Origin of the sequence: Nannocystis sp. RBIL2, from assembly GCF_026626745.1 — a bacterium.
GTDB lineage: Bacteria > Myxococcota_A > Polyangia > Nannocystales > Nannocystaceae > Nannocystis.
This window is the reverse complement of the sequence record NZ_JAPNJW010000002.1, coordinates 4287607-4304703: the sequence shown is the minus strand read 5'-3', so window position 1 is coordinate 4304703 and position 17097 is coordinate 4287607. Positions and strand designations below refer to the sequence as shown.

12 protein-coding genes are annotated in these 17097 nt (G+C 69.8%); 8 read left to right on the top strand and 4 right to left on the bottom strand.

Translation table 11 applies throughout. The annotated features are described in order from the left end of the window. Window positions 1-238: 238 nt before the first annotated feature. Together OV090_RS42020 and OV090_RS42015 are read left to right on the top strand one after the other, a co-directional pair. Window positions 239-1111 carry an acyl-CoA desaturase gene (locus OV090_RS42020; RefSeq protein WP_267710518.1) on the top strand — a complete coding sequence of 291 codons (873 nt, stop codon included), beginning with the start codon at window positions 239-241 and terminating at the stop codon, window positions 1109-1111. 297 nt (window positions 1112-1408) lie between these two features. After that, entirely contained in the window at window positions 1409-2446 is a 1038-nt protein-coding gene (locus OV090_RS42015; protein ID WP_267710517.1) for a chemotaxis protein CheB, read from the top strand. Between the two features lie 114 nt (window positions 2447-2560). Here the strand turns inward: OV090_RS42015 and OV090_RS42010 are convergent, their stop codons facing one another. After that, window positions 2561-2863 (bottom strand): LysR substrate-binding domain-containing protein, encoded by a 303-nt coding sequence (locus tag OV090_RS42010; RefSeq protein ID WP_267710516.1) that lies wholly within the window; start codon window positions 2861-2863, stop codon window positions 2561-2563. A 401-nt stretch (window positions 2864-3264) separates the two neighbouring features. On the opposite strand from OV090_RS42010, the gene OV090_RS42005 reads away from it, so the two are divergent. Further along, entirely contained in the window at window positions 3265-7077 is a 3813-nt protein-coding gene (locus tag OV090_RS42005; protein WP_267710515.1) for a M36 family metallopeptidase, read from the top strand. A gap of 274 nt (window positions 7078-7351) precedes the next feature. Continuing rightward, window positions 7352-7870, top strand: coding sequence for a hypothetical protein (locus tag OV090_RS42000; protein WP_267710514.1), 519 nt, complete (start codon window positions 7352-7354; stop codon window positions 7868-7870). Window positions 7871-7926: 56 nt separating this feature from the next. Here the strand turns inward: OV090_RS42000 and OV090_RS41995 are convergent, their stop codons facing one another. Both OV090_RS41995 and OV090_RS41990 read right to left on the bottom strand, forming a co-directional pair. Next, window positions 7927-9198 (bottom strand): leucine-rich repeat domain-containing protein, encoded by a 1272-nt coding sequence (locus tag OV090_RS41995; protein WP_267710513.1) that lies wholly within the window; start codon window positions 9196-9198, stop codon window positions 7927-7929. A 265-nt stretch (window positions 9199-9463) separates the two neighbouring features. Then, window positions 9464-10228, bottom strand: coding sequence for an SDR family oxidoreductase (locus OV090_RS41990; protein WP_267710512.1), 765 nt, complete (start codon window positions 10226-10228; stop codon window positions 9464-9466). Between the two features lie 601 nt (window positions 10229-10829). Between OV090_RS41990 and OV090_RS41985 the strand changes: the two genes are divergently transcribed. The 4 genes from OV090_RS41985 to OV090_RS41970 all read left to right on the top strand — a co-directional run bounded on the left by OV090_RS41985 (window position 10830) and on the right by OV090_RS41970 (window position 15852). Then, entirely contained in the window at window positions 10830-12344 is a 1515-nt protein-coding gene (locus OV090_RS41985; RefSeq protein ID WP_267710511.1) for an ATPase domain-containing protein, read from the top strand. 4 nt (window positions 12345-12348) lie between these two features. After that, window positions 12349-14016 (top strand): ATP-binding protein, encoded by a 1668-nt coding sequence (locus tag OV090_RS51250; RefSeq protein ID WP_267710510.1) that lies wholly within the window; start codon window positions 12349-12351, stop codon window positions 14014-14016. 106 nt (window positions 14017-14122) lie between these two features. Further along, the gene (gene catB, locus OV090_RS41975) at window positions 14123-14767 is read left to right on the top strand and encodes a type B chloramphenicol O-acetyltransferase (protein ID WP_267710509.1); all 645 of its coding nucleotides are present in this window, start codon (window positions 14123-14125) and stop codon (window positions 14765-14767) included. 176 nt (window positions 14768-14943) lie between these two features. Continuing rightward, entirely contained in the window at window positions 14944-15852 is a 909-nt protein-coding gene (locus OV090_RS41970) for a metal-dependent hydrolase (RefSeq protein WP_267710508.1), read from the top strand. A gap of 9 nt (window positions 15853-15861) precedes the next feature. On the opposite strand, the gene OV090_RS41965 is transcribed toward OV090_RS41970, so the two are convergent. Then, window positions 15862-16941, bottom strand: a complete 1080-nt coding sequence (locus OV090_RS41965; RefSeq protein WP_267710507.1) for a hypothetical protein — start codon at window positions 16939-16941, stop codon at window positions 15862-15864. Window positions 16942-17097 lie beyond the last annotated feature (156 nt).

Here is a 17097-nt window from a genome sequence, read left to right as displayed (position 1 = left end):
TCTCCATCGAGCGCAAGACCCGCCTTCGTGACTACAAAAGGCGGGTTCCTGTCTTTCGAATCAGATTCGACTCAACCAACTCTTTTTGTCCGCGGCGCCCGCGGCACAACCCCGAATCGACGACCTCGACGACACAACGGCGACGCGTGGTTACGCAACGACGACGGGCGCGGCAGCGGTGGTGACGCACAGTGAGGGTACTTTGCCAACGCTCGCTCCAGCGCTCCCGTCGATATCCATGGACCCGGCCCTGCACCGCGAGCGGGGCTACGACTGGGTGGGTTTTGTCCCTTTCATCTCGGTCCACTTGCTCTGCTTCGCCGCGCTATGGACCGGCGCGCGGCCGATCGACTGGATCGTGTGTGGGGTGCTCTACTTCGTCAGGCTGCTCGGCGTGATGGCGGGTTATCACCGCTATTTCTCGCACCGGACGTTCAAGACCAGCCGGTGGTTCCAGTGCATCCTGGCGATCGTCGCCGAGAGCACGATGCAGAAAGGCGTACTGTGGTGGGCCGCGCATCATCGAAACCATCACAAGTACGCCGACGCGCCGCCGGACGTGCACTCGCCGGTGCAGCACGGATTTTGGCACTCGCACGTGCTCTGGCTGGCTGAGCGCGGCAGTGAGGTCCGGGCGCACCATCGGGTCCGCGATCTGGCCAGGTTCCCCGAGCTCGTCTGGCTCGACAAGCACTGGCTGGTGCCACCGCTGGGCCTCGGGCTCGTCGTGTGGCTCGCGCTCGGGTGGTCCGGCCTGTTCGTCGGCTTCTTTCTCAGCACCGTCCTCGTCTGGCACGCGACCTTCGTGGTGAACTCGCTCGCCCACGTCGTGGGTAAGCGGCGCTTTGCGACCGCGGACACCAGTCGAAACAACTGGCTCATCGCGCTCTTCACCCTCGGCGAGGGCTGGCACAACAATCATCATCACTACATGGGCGCCGCGCGCCAGGGCTTCTACTGGTGGGAGGTGGACGTGACGTTTTATGTCCTGAAGTGCCTCGAGTGGTGTGGAATCGTCTGGGAGCTCCGACAGGTCCCTGACGCCGTGCTCGCAGAAGGGCGCGCCTCGAACTTGAACCAACGGTTCCGCGGTGACGCGATCGGTCGCTAGCCCGTGGCCCCCGGGGACCACTGCCGAGCGCGTATCCGATGAGCCCGGTCGATGCGCGGCCGCCACACGCTGTCATTCGGCGGCGGCGCGATTTGCGGCGGCCGTCGCAACGGGGCGACTCGGCGCGCCGGGGGTGGACTCACGTCGCCGTGGATCGGCATTCGCTGGCAGGGCCGGCGGTGGGCGCCAGGCTCGAAGAGCGGCGCAGCGGACGCCACGGCTGGTCATGCCGTCGGCGACGGCGTGAGTGCAGGTCGGTGGCATCCATCCTATCCACGACACTATCCCGGAGCAGTGATGGAACCAAGTTCGAGCATCATCGTCGTTGGGGCGTCTGCCGGCGGCGTCACGAGCCTTGAACAGCTCGTGTCGGGGCTGCCGGCGGACCTCCTGGGCACCGTCTTCGTCGTCCTGCATGTCCCTCCGGATGCAGTCAGCCGTCTGCCCCAGATCCTGAGCCGGAGTGGGCCGCTGTCGGCCGTCCATCCGCAAGACGGGGACAGGATTCGGCCGAGGCAGATCTATGTCGCGCCGCCCGACCACCACCTGCTGATCGACGGCGACCGGATCGGCGTCAAGAAAGGCCCACGGGAGAACCGCTTCCGCCCCTCGATCGACGCCTTGTTCCGCTCGGCTGCGTACACGTATCGCACCCGCGTCATCGGCGTCGTCCTCTCGGGTGTCCTCGATGACGGCACCTCGGGGCTTTGGAGCATCAAGCGGCTCGGCGGCAAGACGGTGGTTCAGGACCCCGAGGATGCCGCTCATAATGCGATGCCGCTGAACGCGCTGGAGCAGGTCGAGATCGACCACTCCCTGCCGGCGCGCGACATGGGACCCCTGCTCGCTCGTCTGTCGCGCCAGGGGCCCGCGGCTGCGAGTGAGACTGTCCGCGACCCTGACAGACAGATGGAGATCGAGGTCGCTGTCGCCGCCGGCGGCAATGCATTCGCGCGAGGCATCATGGAGTGCACGGAGTTGAGCCCGTTCACCTGCCCCGAGTGCCACGGCGCTCTGGTCAAGCTCAAAGAAGGAACCATGACTCGGTTCCGTTGCCACACCGGGCACGCCTTCAGCAAGAGCGCGCTGCTCGCCGGTGTCACCGAGGCCGTGGACCACAGCCTCTGGCAAGTGACCCGGGCGCTCGAGGAATGCGTGATGTTGCTCGAACAGATGGCTCGGGACCTCCAGGAGCGCGGCGAAACCGCCGAAGCTGACCGGGTGCTCCGGAAGGCACGTGATACCGAGCGGCGGGCGGGCGCGCTACAAGCGATCACGCTGCAACACGAGCATCTGAGCGAGGAAGCGTTGCGCGATCCGCCCGAGGCGGAGTGACGGCGCGGGAGCGCCTCGCTCGCGCCGCGGTGACGAATCAATTGGACGAATCAACGGGGCGTGAAGGTGGAACCGGCGAGACCGGAGTCACGGTGTCCATGCGCGCCGACGAGGTCAGAGCTCCTTGGCGATCGCCAGCAGTGGTTGGTGGAGCCACTGATGGGCAGGGTCGAGGGGGCGACGCTCGTGCCAGTAGAGGTGCATGGCGAACCGTGGGATCGCCAGCGGCGGCTCGTGGATCGTCAGCGGCAGGCGGGTAGCGAAGGCGCGGGCGACCCGCTGGGCGAGGGTGATCACGAGGTCGGAGCCGGCGACCGCGTGCGGCGCGACGAGGAAGTGCGGGACCATCAGCGCGACGCGGCGCGACAGGCCGCGCTCGGCCAGCAGATCGTCGCCAGCGAGGTTCCGTCGACCCACTGCGCTCATTCCACGAGCGCGCCGACGCGGCAGACCAGGACGATCACAGAGCGAGGGCGCCGCGCGGCGCGACTGGCCGGCCCGTTCGCCAGGGAAGTCGGCCAGGCGCCAGCGTGGCGCCGCCTATCCACCGCTCGGAGAAATCGTTGCCCGCGAGCGAGCCGTCAGCTCACTGCGCTCATTCCGCGAGCCGGCGTGACGCGGCCGACCACGACGAATCACGAAACACAGGAGCGTGCGCGCGGCGCGATTCGCCGCTGCGCAACCGCGAAGCGGCCAAAGGTCACTCCAGTGTTGGTTTCACCGCTCCGCGGAATTGTCGACCGCGAGCGGCTCGTCAAGTCACGGCAAAATTCGGTGAAGGGACCAATACTGCATGCCCGGGCGGATACTTGCTGGGCATGACTCTGTGCTTGGTCTCTTCATTCGTCATGCCGCTCGCTCTGGTCGCCGCCGACGCCCCGGTAGGGCAGCGGAGCAATTTCGACGCGTCGGCGTTCGCCCCCGAGGTGGCGCCGACTCCCGTGCACGGTGGCCTCGCGGTTGCCCGCGCGCCCGGGCTCGGCTCGCCCTCCTTGATGTGGATCTCCCACGGGCAGGCGCAGCCGGCTGGGCGCTCCCCCGAATCGGCGGCCCGCTCGCAGCTGGCGCACCACCTGGACGCGTATGGGGCGACGCCTGAAGTGCTCGCCGGAGCGCGGACCCTGTTCGTCCACGACACCGGGCGCGGTGGCATCATTGTCGCCCTGCGGCAGACGGTCGGCGGCGTCGACCTCCATCACGGCGACGTCAAGCTGCTGCTCGACCGTTCGCTGCGCCTTTTGGCCGTATCCGGGGCGCTGCACCCCGGTGCGCATCCCGGCGCGGCGCGCCCGTTCACGACCTCCCCCGAGGCCGCGATCGCGGCGGCCCTGCGCGACCTCCACGGCGACGCAGTCACCGTGCCGCTCGTCGAGATCGAAGGCCGCAACCAGTGGCGACGCTTCGCGGCGAGCGGTCCGAAGCGCGCGGCCGGCCAGGGCCTGCGATTCGCCGAGCCGGCGCGGGCGCGGCCGATCTACTTCCCGCTCGGCGAGACCCTCGTCCCCGCTTACCTCGTCGAGCTGCAGACCCGGCTCGGGGCCAAGGACGACGTGTTTCAATACGTCGTCGCCGCCGACGACGGCCGGTTGTTGATGCGCCGCGACGCCACCCTGTACGCCCATCAGTATCGCGTGTACGCCGACCCGGTCGATCGCCGGCCGCTCGACGGTCCGCTCGTCGATTTCAACCCGCACCCGACCGGCTTCCCCAACGTCCTCCCGGACGGCTACTCGGACGCCGCGCTCGTCACCGTCGAGGGCCTCAACACCAACCCCGACGGCGTCCCCGATCCGTGGCTGCCCGCCAACGCGACCCAGACTGTCGGCAACAACGTCGACACCTACATCGATCCCAAGGACACCGATCCGGTCGTCGACCGCTTTCGTGCCACCGTCACCGCCCCCGGCGTGTTCGATCGCGTCTACGACTTCACGCAGGCGGCCACGGCCAACGACGAGCAGATCATGACCGCGCTGACGCACGCCTTTTACGTCACCAACTGGCAGCACGACTGGTGGTACGACTCCGGCCTGGTCGAGGCGACGGGCAACGCGCAGCTCGACAATTACGGGCGCGGCGGCGAGGACGACGATCCCATGCTGGTCGAGGTCCTGAACGGGTGGGAGGTCGGCCTGCGCAACAACGCCAGCATGTCGCTCACGCTCGACGGCGTCTCGCCGCGCCTGCGACTGCGGCTGTTCGACGGCATCCGCAAGCTCAGCGACCTGTCGGTGGATCCGCTGGGGCTGGTGCTCGACGGGCAGGTCTCCGAGTTCGGCCCCGCGGTCTACGACGTCACCGCGCCGCTGGTGCTCGGCGACGACGGCGCCGGCGCGAACGAAAGCGACGGCTGTGAGCCCTTGATCAACGACGTGGCGGGCAAGATCGTCCTCGTCGACCGGGGCGAGTGCATCTTCGAGACCCAGGCCAAGAACATCCTCGACAAGGGCGCGGTCGGGGTGCTGATCGCCGACGACGTCGCGGCCGACGAGCCGGTCGTGCCGCTCGACGACCTCTCGTTCGCGAACCCGAACATCCCGACCCTCGGCCTCACCCTCGCCGAAGGCGACGTGCTCAAGGACGCGCTCGAGGGTCCTGCGCTCACCGTGCACATGGCGGCGGAGGCGGGCCCGACCCGCGACGCGGGCCTCGATTCGCAGGTGATCGCGCACGAGTTCGGCCACTACTTGCACAACCGCCTCGTCGAGTGGGGCAGCCCGACCTGTCTGGCCGCGAGCGAGGGGTGGGGCGACTTCAACGCCCTGCTGATGAGCATCCGCGAGGGCGACGACCTCCACGGCGCCCTCAACATCTCGCCCTGGTCCTCGATCGACCCGACCCAGTACTGGAACTGGCGCCAGTACGTCTATTCGACCGACTTCGCCGTCAATCCGCTGACGTTCCGCCACATCGGTGACGATGTGCAGCTGCCCGAGGGCCCGCTGTTCAGCCCGACCGGCTTCCCCAACAGCCAGCAGCACAACGCGGGGCAGGTGTGGGCGCAGATGCTGTGGGACAGCTACGTCGCGCTGCAGGAGCTCCACGCCGACGATATCGGGTTCGAGGCCGTCCGGCGCAGGATGTCGGACTACGTCGTCGCCGGCATGATGCTCGCGCCCTACGAGCCGACCTTCACCGAGCAGCGCGACGCATTGCTCATGGCGATCGCCGCCACCAGCGAGGACGACATGCTCGCGGTCGCCGCGGCCTTCGCCGATCGCGGGGCGGGCACCTGCGCCGAGTCGCCGCCGAGGTTCTCGACGACCCTCGAGGGCGTGGTCGAGGACTACGAGCTGCGCGGCCGCGGCGTGCTGCTCGGCGCGAACTTCGACGACAGCGTCGTCTCGTGCGACCAAGACGGCATCCTCGACGACGAGGAGACCGGTCGGGTCGCGTTCGAGGTCTACAACGGCGGCGTCGTGCCGCTCGCCGCCGGCGCGACGGTCGAGATCGTCGAGCCGCCGCCGGGCCTGGTGTTCCCAGACGGGCCCGTCGTCACCTTGCCCGAACTCGCGCCGCAGCAGACGAGCCCGTACACGATCGCCGTCACGCTGGACCCCGGCATCACCGAGCCGACGCGCGTGGCGCTGCGCGTGCGACTGACGGCGCCCGGCGGGTGCGAGGCTCCCGTCGAGCAGATCGTGCACGCGACGCTGAGCGCCGACGTCGCGCCGACCGGCGCGAGCGAGGACGACGTCGAGGTCGCCGCCTCCGCCTGGACTCCTACCGGTGACGCCGGCGCATCCGTGTGGACGCGCGAGTCCGGGCCCGACGGCCACGCCTGGCACGGAAAGAACCTCGGCGCCCCGACCGACACCGCCCTCGTCTCGCCGGCCTTCACGGTCGCCGGGGACCAGGACTTCTCGCTCGCCTTCGATCACGCCTACGCCTTCGACGCCGTCTACGGCATCGCGTGGGACGGCGGCGTCATCGAGCTGTCCTCCGATGACGGCCAGACCTGGTACGACGCCGCCCAGGTCGGGGACGTCGGATACAGCGGCAAGATCCAGAGCGCCGAGAACCCGCTCGTCCTTCGCTCGGCCTTCGTCAAGACGAGCCTGGGTTATCCGCAGCTGAGCCCCGTCGTCATCCACTTCGGCACGGCGCTGGCCGGCCAGACCATGCGCATTCGCTTCCGGATCGCCACCGATCCATTGCTCAGCCAGAGCGGCTGGACGCTCGACAACTTCCACTTCCAGGGGCTCGTCGACGGTCCATTCCCGCGGCTCGTCGGCGATGCCGGCGCCTGCCAACCCAACGAGGAGACCACGACCAGCGAGACCGGCGAGTCGACCAGCGAGACCGGCGAGTCGACCAGCGACACCGACGCGTCGACCAGCGACACGGGCGCGCCGACCAGCGACACGGGCGCGCCGACCAGCGACACCGAGGCGCCGACCAGCGGCCCCGGGGAGCCGACCAGCGGCCCCGGGGAGCCGACCAGCGGCCCCGGGGAGCCGACCAGCGGCCCCGGGGAGTCGAGCGACACGTCGAGCGAAGAGTCCGACTCCGGAGGCATGAGCGCGGGCGGGGAAGCCGGTTGCGGTTGCGTGGCCGATCCGCGCGGCGGCTGGCTCACCGCGCTGGCGCTCCCGCTCCTGGCGCTGCGTCGCCGTCGCCGAGTCGCATGATTCGGTGCGAGGCGCAAATGTGCGGACCGCGGTGGCCGGGCTCGCGCCTTCCGCCGTGGTGAATCGCCTGCGTCAACCCCGGAGCGGTTCGCCGTGTCCCGCCTTCGGGCTGCTCCGAGGGTTTGGTCATTCGATGCAGCACGGCCGGCGAACCTCGGGGTCCCCGCGAGCGCACGCCCAGTGCGTGCGCTCCACCTCGCGCCGATCCGCGCGGCGCCGTGAATGCGTGGGACCCCGATTGTGGACGGTGTCGCCGACATGCGACAACCACCGCGTGCGTGCCAAACTATTCTTCTCCATGATCGGCCCCGTCCTCGCGCTCGCCTGCTCCGCGCCGGCCCAGGACGCCGGCTCGCGCCCGGCCCCGACGCCCGCCGCTGCGCCTGCTCCCGCGCCCACGCCCACGCCCGTGCCCTCGCCCGCCGCGCAGCCGCCCGCGGCGGCCGGAGCGGTGCCCGTCCTGCCGGAGCTGCGCGAGGCCAGCGATGCGTTCATGGAGGCGCTGCTCTCGGGCACCCTGATCGAGCAATCCGGCTGCCTGCGCGTCAGCCCCGACGGCAAGGAGCTCGGTCACCTGCTGATCTGGCAGCCGGGCTACACTGCGCGCCGCACCGGCGATCGCGTGGAGATCGTCGACGGCGCCGGCAAGGTGGTCGCCCGCGTCGGCGAGCCGCTGCGCACCGGCGGCGGCCAGGTCGAGCTGAACGACGCGCTGCGCGGGCAGCTGAAGGCGCCGCTCGACGCCGCGTGCGTCGGCCCTTACTGGCTCATGGGCCAGCTGCAGAGCCCCTGAGCCAGCGCGACGGCGCGCGCCATTCATTGCATGCCCGAGAGGACATGTCCTCTCGGTCATGGCATGAAGCAGCCGGGGGTGCCGCCGCACATGATGTCGCCGGCGGTCACACGCACGAGGGTGGTGTCGCACAGGGTGACCGCGTCGAGCTCGGCCTGGGCCGACAGCGGGTTGCCGGTGAGGCCCACCATGCCGCAGCTGAACTCGTCGACGAGCCAGTCGGTCGCCAGCAGCGGGGCGATAGCGACGATCTGATTATCGTCGAGACTGAGGAAGTGCGGCGTCGGCCAGGTTGCGACGGGCGCGAGGTCGGAGATCTGGCAATTCGCGGCGGAGAGCTCGTGGATCGGCAGGCCGGTCAGCGGCGAGAGATCGGCGATCGCGGTCGACCTGATGTCGAGCACCCGCAGGGCGCTCATGCTTGCGAGCGGGCCGAGGTCGGTGATCGCGGTCTTGCCGAGCGAGAGCTCCTCCATGGCCACGAGCCCGGCGAGCGGCGAGAGATCGGCGACGGGGGTCTTGCTGGCGTCGAGGACGCGCAGCGCGGTGAGGCCCGCGAGCGGCGACAGGTCGGTGACGAGCGTGGCTTCGAGGTGCAGCTGCTCGAGCGCGACGAGGCCGGCGAGCGGCGAGAGGTCGGCGATCGGCGTCTCGTCGAGCACCAGACGCCGAAGCCCGGTCAATCCCGCGAGCGGCGAGAGGTCGGTGGAGACGCTGTCGTAAAGCTCGAGGTCTTGCATCTGCGTGAGGCCTGCGAGCGGGGCGAGCGAGGTGATGGCGGTGCCGGTGAGGCGGAGGCCCTCGAGCTGGGTGAGCGCGGCGAGCGGTGCGACTCCGACGTCGCCGAGTTCGGAATATCCGAGCAGCGCGAGGCCGGTGAGGCCGGTGGCGCACTCGAGCCCGCCGAGGTCGACAATCGGCCCGGTGTTCATCTTCTGCATCCCGAGCTGCGGCAGCGCAGCCAGGACGTCGCCGGGGATCGGCCCCTCGGGGAGGTCGAGCACCGCGCGCACCTTCTCCTCGAGGTTGGCGTCCGCGAACTCGACGACGGTGCAGTCGCGCCCGCCGGTGGTCGTGTCCGGCCCGGTCACGGTCGACGGCTCGGTGAGAGTGTCGCCCGTGGTCGTGGTGGTCGTCGGGGTGGTGTCGTCGTCGCTGGTCGAGCCAGAGGGCGAGCCGGTGGTGGGCGACGTGGCGCTGGCGTCGTCGACCGTGGTGCCAGGCTCGCCGGAGGTGCTGCCGCCTTCCGTCGTGGTCGGCTCGGCCGGAGCCGGACCGCAAGCTGCCAGGACGAGGACGAGACCTGCACGAGCGGGGCGGGCGAACATACGCGCCCATCATGCCACGGGACGGCCGGCCCCGACGCGCGGCGCCCCGTGCCCGCTGTCACGATGCGGGCGCGACGGATCGTGGGCACGGTGGACACGGGCTGCGTCGGAGCCGGCGCCGCTCATGTCCCAAAGGCCATGTGATGGCGCGAAAGCGCACGCGCGGGCCGGGCGACGGCGCCCGGATCACGAGCGCCGAGCTCCGCGGTCGTGGGCGAGATTCGATGATGGAAAGGACATGTCTGAAGAGACATGTTTTTCCGGCTCACAGGCCGCCGGTGACCTTGACGACGGCGCCGGAGACGTAGGACGCACGGTCGGACAGCAGCCACAGGATCGCCTCGGCGACCTCGTTCGCGGCGGCCACCCGGCGCAGCGGGGCGATTCGGGCCACCATCGCCGGGCGGTCGGGGTTGCCGGAGCGGGCGTGGATCTCGGTGTCGGTGGTGCCGGGCTGGACTGCGTTGACGCGGATCCCGAGCGGGCCGACCTCGCGCGCGACGCCGATCGTGAACGTCTCGAGCGCGGCCTTCGACGCCGCGTAATGTACGTACTCGCCGGGGCTGCCGGTGACTGCGGCGATCGACGACACGTTGACGATCGCGCCGCCGCGTCCGCCCCGCTCGGTCGACATGCGACGGATCGCCTGCTGGGTGCACAAGATCGCCCCGGCCACGTTGACGGCCAGCACGCTGTGGACCGTCGCGGCCGCGACGTCCTCGACCCGCGCCGGCGCGCCGATGATCCCGGCGTTGTTCACGAGATGCGTGATCGACCCGAGGTCGCGCTCGCAGGCGGCGAACAGCCGCTCGACGTCCGCGGGCGAGGCGACGTCTGCCTGCACCGCGATCGCATCGACGCCGCAGGCCCTGCAATTGGCGACGACCTCGCGGGCGCGGGCGTCGTCGGCGACGTAGTTGATGCAGACGCGATAGCCGGCGCGCGCGGCGAGCCGCGCGGTCGCGGCTCCGATCCCGCGGCCCCCGCCGGTGATCAGGACGGTGCGCGGCGCATCGTGGGTCGCGTGCATTTCGGAGCTCCCTGGGCTGGACGATCAGGCGCTAGAAGACCACCAGGCGGTGATTCGCGGCGATCGGGTGCAGCGCCGGGGCGACCCGCGCTCGCCCGCTCGTCCGCCCGGCGATCGCCGTGGCGAGGCCGATCGCGCCAGCGCGCGTCGAGGTCGGGCAGCGCGGCCCGGCGCGACGGTCCGAGGCAGACGACGAAGGTCACGCGGACAGCGATACCTCAGCCGCCCGCGGCGACGCCAGGCCTGCGGAGACGACGGGCGGTGGTGCCGATGCGGCGCTGGGGCGATCCATGATGCTGCGCAGTGGGTCCTCGACGAACAGTCGGCGCATCCAGCGAGCCTGCGCGACGCGAGTTGCAGCAGGTCGTGGCGTGCATCGACGGGGTGCGGATCTCGACCCCCCCCAAAAATTCACCGGGCATTCTCCGCGTCTCACCAGAATGCGCGATGCCCGCGACCGGCTCGCAAAATGCGCCAACTCGCATGTGGCGAGGAACGAAAGCAGCGGGTCCGTGGCTCGCTCGCGGGGGGAACCAGGGAAATCTCCGGTTGCCCCGCCTGTCGAACGCATCCATACAGCGAACACGACCGGTTTTCAGCCATGACTCGAGCCGTTCCAAAGCCTTTCTCGCAGCCGCGTGCGCCGACCGGGATCACCGGCCTCGACGACATCCTCGGGGGAGGCCTCCCGCGCGACCACCTGTACCTCGTCGAGGGGGCGCCGGGGACCGGGAAGACCACCTTTGGTCTGCAGTTCCTGCTCGCGGGGCGGGACCGCGGCGAGGTCGGGCTGTACATCACCCTGTCCGAGACCCACAGCGAGCTCGAGGTCGTGGCGGCGTCGCACGGCTGGTCGCTCGAGGGCATCCGGGTGTTCGAGCTCGTCTCGCCCGCCGAGCTGGGCGGCGCGTCCGAGCAGTCGATCCTGCACCCCTCCGAGGTCGAGCTCGGGGAGACCGTCGACGGCGTGATCCGGGCGCTGGAGCGGGAGAACCCGACGCGCGTGGTGTTCGACAGCCTGTCCGAGATGCGCATGCTCGCCCACGACCCGCTCCGCTATCGCCGGCAGATCCTCGCGCTCAAGCACTACTTCGCCCGCAAGGGCTGCACCGTCATGCTGCTGGACGATCGCACGGTCGCGCACCACGATCTGCAGCTGCACAGCATCGCCCACGGCGTCCTGTGCCTCGAGCAGCACACCCACCAGTACGGGCCCGAGCGGCGCAACCTGCGGGTGAGCAAGCTGCGTGGCCTCAAGTATCGCGGCGGCGAGCACGACTACGAGATCCGCACCGGCGGCATCGAGGTCTATCCGCGGCTGGTGGCGGCGGAGCACCGCACCGACGTCGAGCACACCGTGGTCTCGACGGGCAACCCGGCGCTGGACAGCATCCTCGGCGGCGGCCTCGCGCGCGGGACCAGCGTCCTCTTCACCGGGCCGACCGGCGCCGGCAAGACCACGACCGCCCTCGCGTGCGTCGAGGCGACGCTCCGACGCGGCGAGCGGTGCGCCTTCTATCTCTTCGACGAGACCCGGTCGGTCATGCTGCAGCGCGCGGCGGCGCTGGGCATCGATGTCCACCGCTACGTCGATGACGGACAGCTGGAGCTGTTGCAGCTCGACCCCGCCGAGATGTCGGCCGGAGAGTTCGCCCACGGGGTGCGCCACACCGTGGAGGCAGGCGCGACGATGGTGGTCATCGACAGCCTCAACGCGTACTTGCACGCGATGCCGGGCAGCCGCTTCCTGGTGTTACAGATGCACGAGCTGCTCGCGTACCTCAATCAGAAGGGCGTCATCACGATCCTGATCCTGGGGCAGCACGGCGTGCTGGGCGAGGGTCGCATGGACGTCGACCTCAGCTACCTCAGCGACTCGATGCTGCTGTTCCGCTACTTCGAGGCGCGCGGGCAGCTGCTGAAGGCGCTGTCGGTCACCAAGAGCCGCACGAACGCGCACGAGTCGACGATCCGCGAGTTCCGTCTGACGGCCGGGGGCATCGAGGTGGGCGACGTGCTGCTCGACTTCCAGGGCGTGCTCGGCGGCGTCCCGCATTATCAAGGGTCGCGCCCGCTGTTGGCCGACGGGGACGAAGACGCGGCGTCCGAGGGCTGAGCGCGTGGAGCAACGTGTCCTCATCTACACGCCACGAGGGCGCGACGCAGAGGTCGTGGCGGGGGTGCTGCGGTCGGTCTCGCTGGAGGTCTTGGCGTGCTCCGATCAACGCGACCTGCTCGCCCGGCTCGACGAGGGGGCCGCGTGTGCGATCCTCACCGAGGAGGCCCTCGCCGCGGAGCCGCAGGCCAGCCTCCGCGAGTGGGTGGCGCGTCAACCGGCGTGGTCGGACTTCCCCTTCATCGTCCTGGCGCTGCGTCACGCCCGTCGCCGCCCCGCGTCCATTGCGGCGACCCTGCGCGAGCTCGGCAACCTCCTCCTGCTGGAGCGGCCGCTCAACGCCGAGACGCTGGCGAGCGCGGCCAAGTCGGCAGTGCGCGCGCGCCAGCGCCAGTACGCGATGCGTACCCACTGGGCCGAGCTGGCCGCGGCGCGGGCGGAGGTCGATCAGGCCAACGCCCTGCTCGAGACGCGGATCGCCCAGCGCACGGCGGCGCTCGCCAGCGCCAACGATCGCCTGACCGCCGAGATCGCCGAGCGCGAACGGGCCCAGCAGGCGCTGACCCAATCGCAGAAGATGGAGGCGCTCGGTCAGCTCACCGGCGGCATCGCCCACGACTTCAACAACCTGCTGCACGTGGTCAGCATGAACCTCGACCTCGTCGACATGATGACCGAGGACCCGAACATTCATGCCACCAACCAGCGGGCCAAGGACGCGGTGAGCCGCGGGGCGCGCCTCACGGGCCAGCTCCTCGCATTCGCGCGGCGGCGGTCCATGTTGCCGCGGATCAACGACATCCGCGGCGTCTTGCACGACATGCGGGACCTGCTGACGCTCGCGCTCGGCGCGAACGTCACGCTCGAGATGACGACCGGCGCGGAGGAGCTGCACGCGTTCGTCGACGCCAATCAGCTCGAGATGGCCGTGCTCAACCTGAGCATGAACGCCCGCGACGCGATGCCGGCAGGCGGCCGGCTCCACGTGCAGGCGGCCAGGAGCGACGGTGCGCGCAGCGAACTCCCGCCCGGGGAGTACGTGGCGATCTCGGTCAAGGACGACGGCGTCGGCATCCCGTCCGACTTGCAGAGCAAGATCTTCGAGCCGTTCTTCACCACCAAGCCGGTCGGCAAGGGGACCGGCCTGGGCCTGTCGCAGGTCTACGGCTTCGCCAAGCAGTCCGGCGGGACGGCGCGGGTCGAGAGCGCGCCCGGGGCAGGCACGACGGTGCAGATCCTCCTGCCCCTGCAGAGCAAGCCCGACGGCGACGAGATCTGCGCCGAGCCGCCGCGGGCTTCGGACCGCCCGGCGCGGCGCTTCGAGATCCTGGTGGTCGAGGACGACGAGGAGGTCCGGCGCGCCGTGGTCGAAGGCCTGCAGTCGCTCGGCTACGGCGTGGGCGCGGTCGCAAGCGCCGAGGAGGGCCTGAAAAGCGTCGAGCAGGCCGCGCCCGACCTGCTGTTCGTCGACTTCGCGATGCCGGTCATGAACGGCGCCGAGTTCATCCAGGCCGTGCGCGCCCGCGGGGCGAAGATGCCGGTCGTGATCGCCAGCGGCTACGCCGACATGCAAGAGATCGAGCGCCTCATCGACACGCGCTATTTCCTGAGCAAGCCGTTCGACATCGCCGCGATGTCCCGCGTCGTCGCCGACGCCCTCGCCGATCGGTGAGCTCCGCGGCCTCGGGGACAGGCGGCGCCCGCGGCTGGGAGAGTCTCCGGTCCCGGCGGCTAAAAATTTCGAGTAAACTGCGCGTCCGACGAGACCGAGAGCTCCTGTGATGAATTTTTTTGAAAGCCCGTTCCGGGGCAAGCTGCTGACCGAGCAGGTCAAGAACCCCAACATCGTCGCCGGTCGGTTCAGCTACTACTCCGGCTATTATCACGGCCATTCGTTCGACGATTGCGCGCTCTATTTGATGCCGGATCGCACCGACGTCGACAAGCTGATCATCGGCAGCTTCTGCTCGATCGGCACCGGCGCCGCGTTCATCATGGCCGGCAACCAGGGGCACCGCCACGAGTGGGTGTCGAGCTTCCCGTTCTTCTACATGCCCGAGGTGCCGGCCTTCGCGGGGGCGCGCGACGCCTTCCAGCCGGCCGGTGACACGGTGATCGGCAACGACGTGTGGATCGGCGCCGAGGCGATGTTCATGCCGGGCGTGCGCGTCGGCCACGGCGCGGTCATCGGCAGCCGCGCGCTCGTCACCCGCGACGTGGAGCCCTACACGATCGTCGGCGGGAACCCTGCCAAGCCGATCCGCAAGCGCTTCGCGGACCCGGAGATCGCCATGCTGCTGGAGATGGCGTGGTGGGACTGGCCGCTGGAGCGGCTCCACGAGGCCATGCCGCTGTTCTGCTCGAGCGACATCGCGGGGCTCCACCGCATGTGGCAGGGGTTCCGCGGCGACTCCGGGGCGTGAACCGCAGGCGCCGGCCCGTTTGGAGACGGGCCGACAGACCCCAGGTCAGGCCGCGAGTCGCCGCGCGGCCGCGGTCCGCGTGAACTTGCGCGTTGTCGCACCCGCGCGCGCGGCGTAGCCTGGATACCTCCGGGCGCGAGTGATGCCCGTGAATGCATCGAGCCGGGAGCAGACGCATGACCACGTTGCAGGTACGACGGGTGCAGTTCGACTTCGACGGGGACGTCCCGTTCCTGTGGAACCGGCACAACCCGGCGTTCTCGCTGATGACGAACATGATCAGCGTCATCGCCATCGCCTTCGAAAAATACATCGTGCAGGCGGTGCGGCAGGTAATGCCGCAGATCTCCGACCACTTCGTCGCCGCCGAGGCGGACGCCTTCCTGCGCCAGGAGGCCCAGCACGCGCGGGTCCACCGGCAGCACTTGAAGGCGCTGATCCGCAAGTACCCGGGCCTGCAGCAGATGCTGGACCAGGCGATCGGCTGCTTCGACGCGCTGCTCGAGACCCGGTCGCTGAAGTATCACCTCGCCTACATCGCCGATCTCGAGGCGACCTTCACGCCCACCTTCAAGCTGCTGCTCGACAACGAGGAGCGGCTGTTCCGGCCGGGCGACGAGCGGGTCGCGTCGATGCTGCTGTGGCACTTCGTCGAGGAGGTCGAGCACCGCAGCTCGGCCCTGATCGTCTATCGCGCGCTCGGCGGCGGCGAGGCCTACCGCCTGGCGATCCTGCCGTCGGTGGTGCTGCACATGAACCGGGTGCTGGAGGTGATCATCGCCGGCTTCAACGCCCACGTCCCGCTCGCCGACCGCGAGATCGACGCGCGCGTGCTGCTGCCGAGCTTCCAGCTGCGCCACAAGCTGCGCACGATGTTCGGGCGGGAATCGGCCGCGCTGCCCGACAGCTTCGCCGGCGTGCCCTCGAGCGAGCGCCGCACCGCGTCGCTGCGGATCTTGCAATCGCAGATGCCGAACCACGACCCCGAGGACCAGCCGCTGCCCGAGTTCGCCGCGCAGTGGCTCGAGCGTTACGAGCGCGGCGAGGACGTCGTGCGCTGGTACTCGTCCGAGCTGCGGCGCTGACACGCGTGGTCAGAGGTCTCCGCAACCGTTGAGGTTGTCGTCGAGGAACATGCCGCCCTTGAAGCCGTTCGCCTTCATCAAGGTGAGCGCCATCTCGGCGTTGCCGCACCACAGCTTCTCGTTGTGAAGGAAGTAGATGGTGCTGGTGGGGATGAACTCGGCGACGCCGAGGACGTCGACGAGGTCGTCGTTGTGCTCGACGCGCACCTCGCCCATGACGCTGGTCGCGCCGAGCCCCGCGAGGGTCTCGAGGCCGTTGCCCGTGATGTGCACGCTCCAGCCGATGAAGCTCAGCGCTCCGAGCCCGGTCAGGTCCTTGAGCAGAGGGCTGCCCCGGAGCTTGAAGTGGCCGAATTGCTGCGCCTGAGCGCCGATCGAGGTCAGGTTGCCGAGCGCGTGCAGGTCGGCGAGCTGGTAGTTGTATTCGATGAGGAGCTGGCCGCCGACCTCCGCGAGGCTGTCGAGGCCGTCCAGGTTCGGGAGCGCGGTCTCCCGGATGTCGAGATCGCCGCCGATCCGCTGCAGGCACTGCAAATCGGCCAGACTGGCCAGGCCGGGGGCGTGGATCGTCAGGTCGCCGGTGATTTCTTTGTAGGCGGCGAGCGCTTCGACGTCGAGCTGGTTCTCGATCGAATAAGAGCCCTGCAGGACCGCGAGGTCAGGCGCGCAGTCGATCGGCTGCCCCGTGGTGCCGGAGGTGGTCTCGTCGGTGGTGCCGGTCTCGTCGGTGGTGCTGCCGGAGGTGGAGCTGCCCGAGGTGGTTTCGCTGGTGGTGCTGGTCTCGTCGGTGGTGCTGGTCTCGTCGGTGGTGCTGCCGGAGGTGGAGCTCGTCTCGGAGTCCGGGCCGAGCGGTGCGGTCGACTCTCCGGTGGGGTCGGCGGTGCTCGCGGTGTTCGTCGGGCCGGTGGACTCGGGCTCCGGGTCGCCCTGCGAGGTGGATGTCGATTCCGGGTCGCCCGCGGTCGCAGTCGTGTCGCCTGGACTCTCGCCGGGGCAGGCGGCGAACAGCCCGAGGCCGACGGTCAACACGAGCGCGTCGAGGGATAGGTCGAGCCGCCGCGGGGACGACGATACTGGAAGCCTGGTCATACGAATCTCCGGGGGAAAAAAGAGCGGGCACAGCGGCGCGACTGCCCGATCGAGGGCGGCGCTGCTGGAGTGCTTGCAGTGATCAGTGGCTGCTTGCCGACGGTTCCGTCAGCCGACCGGAACCGCGGTCCGAAAGCCTGGCTCGTGGCCGCCGGC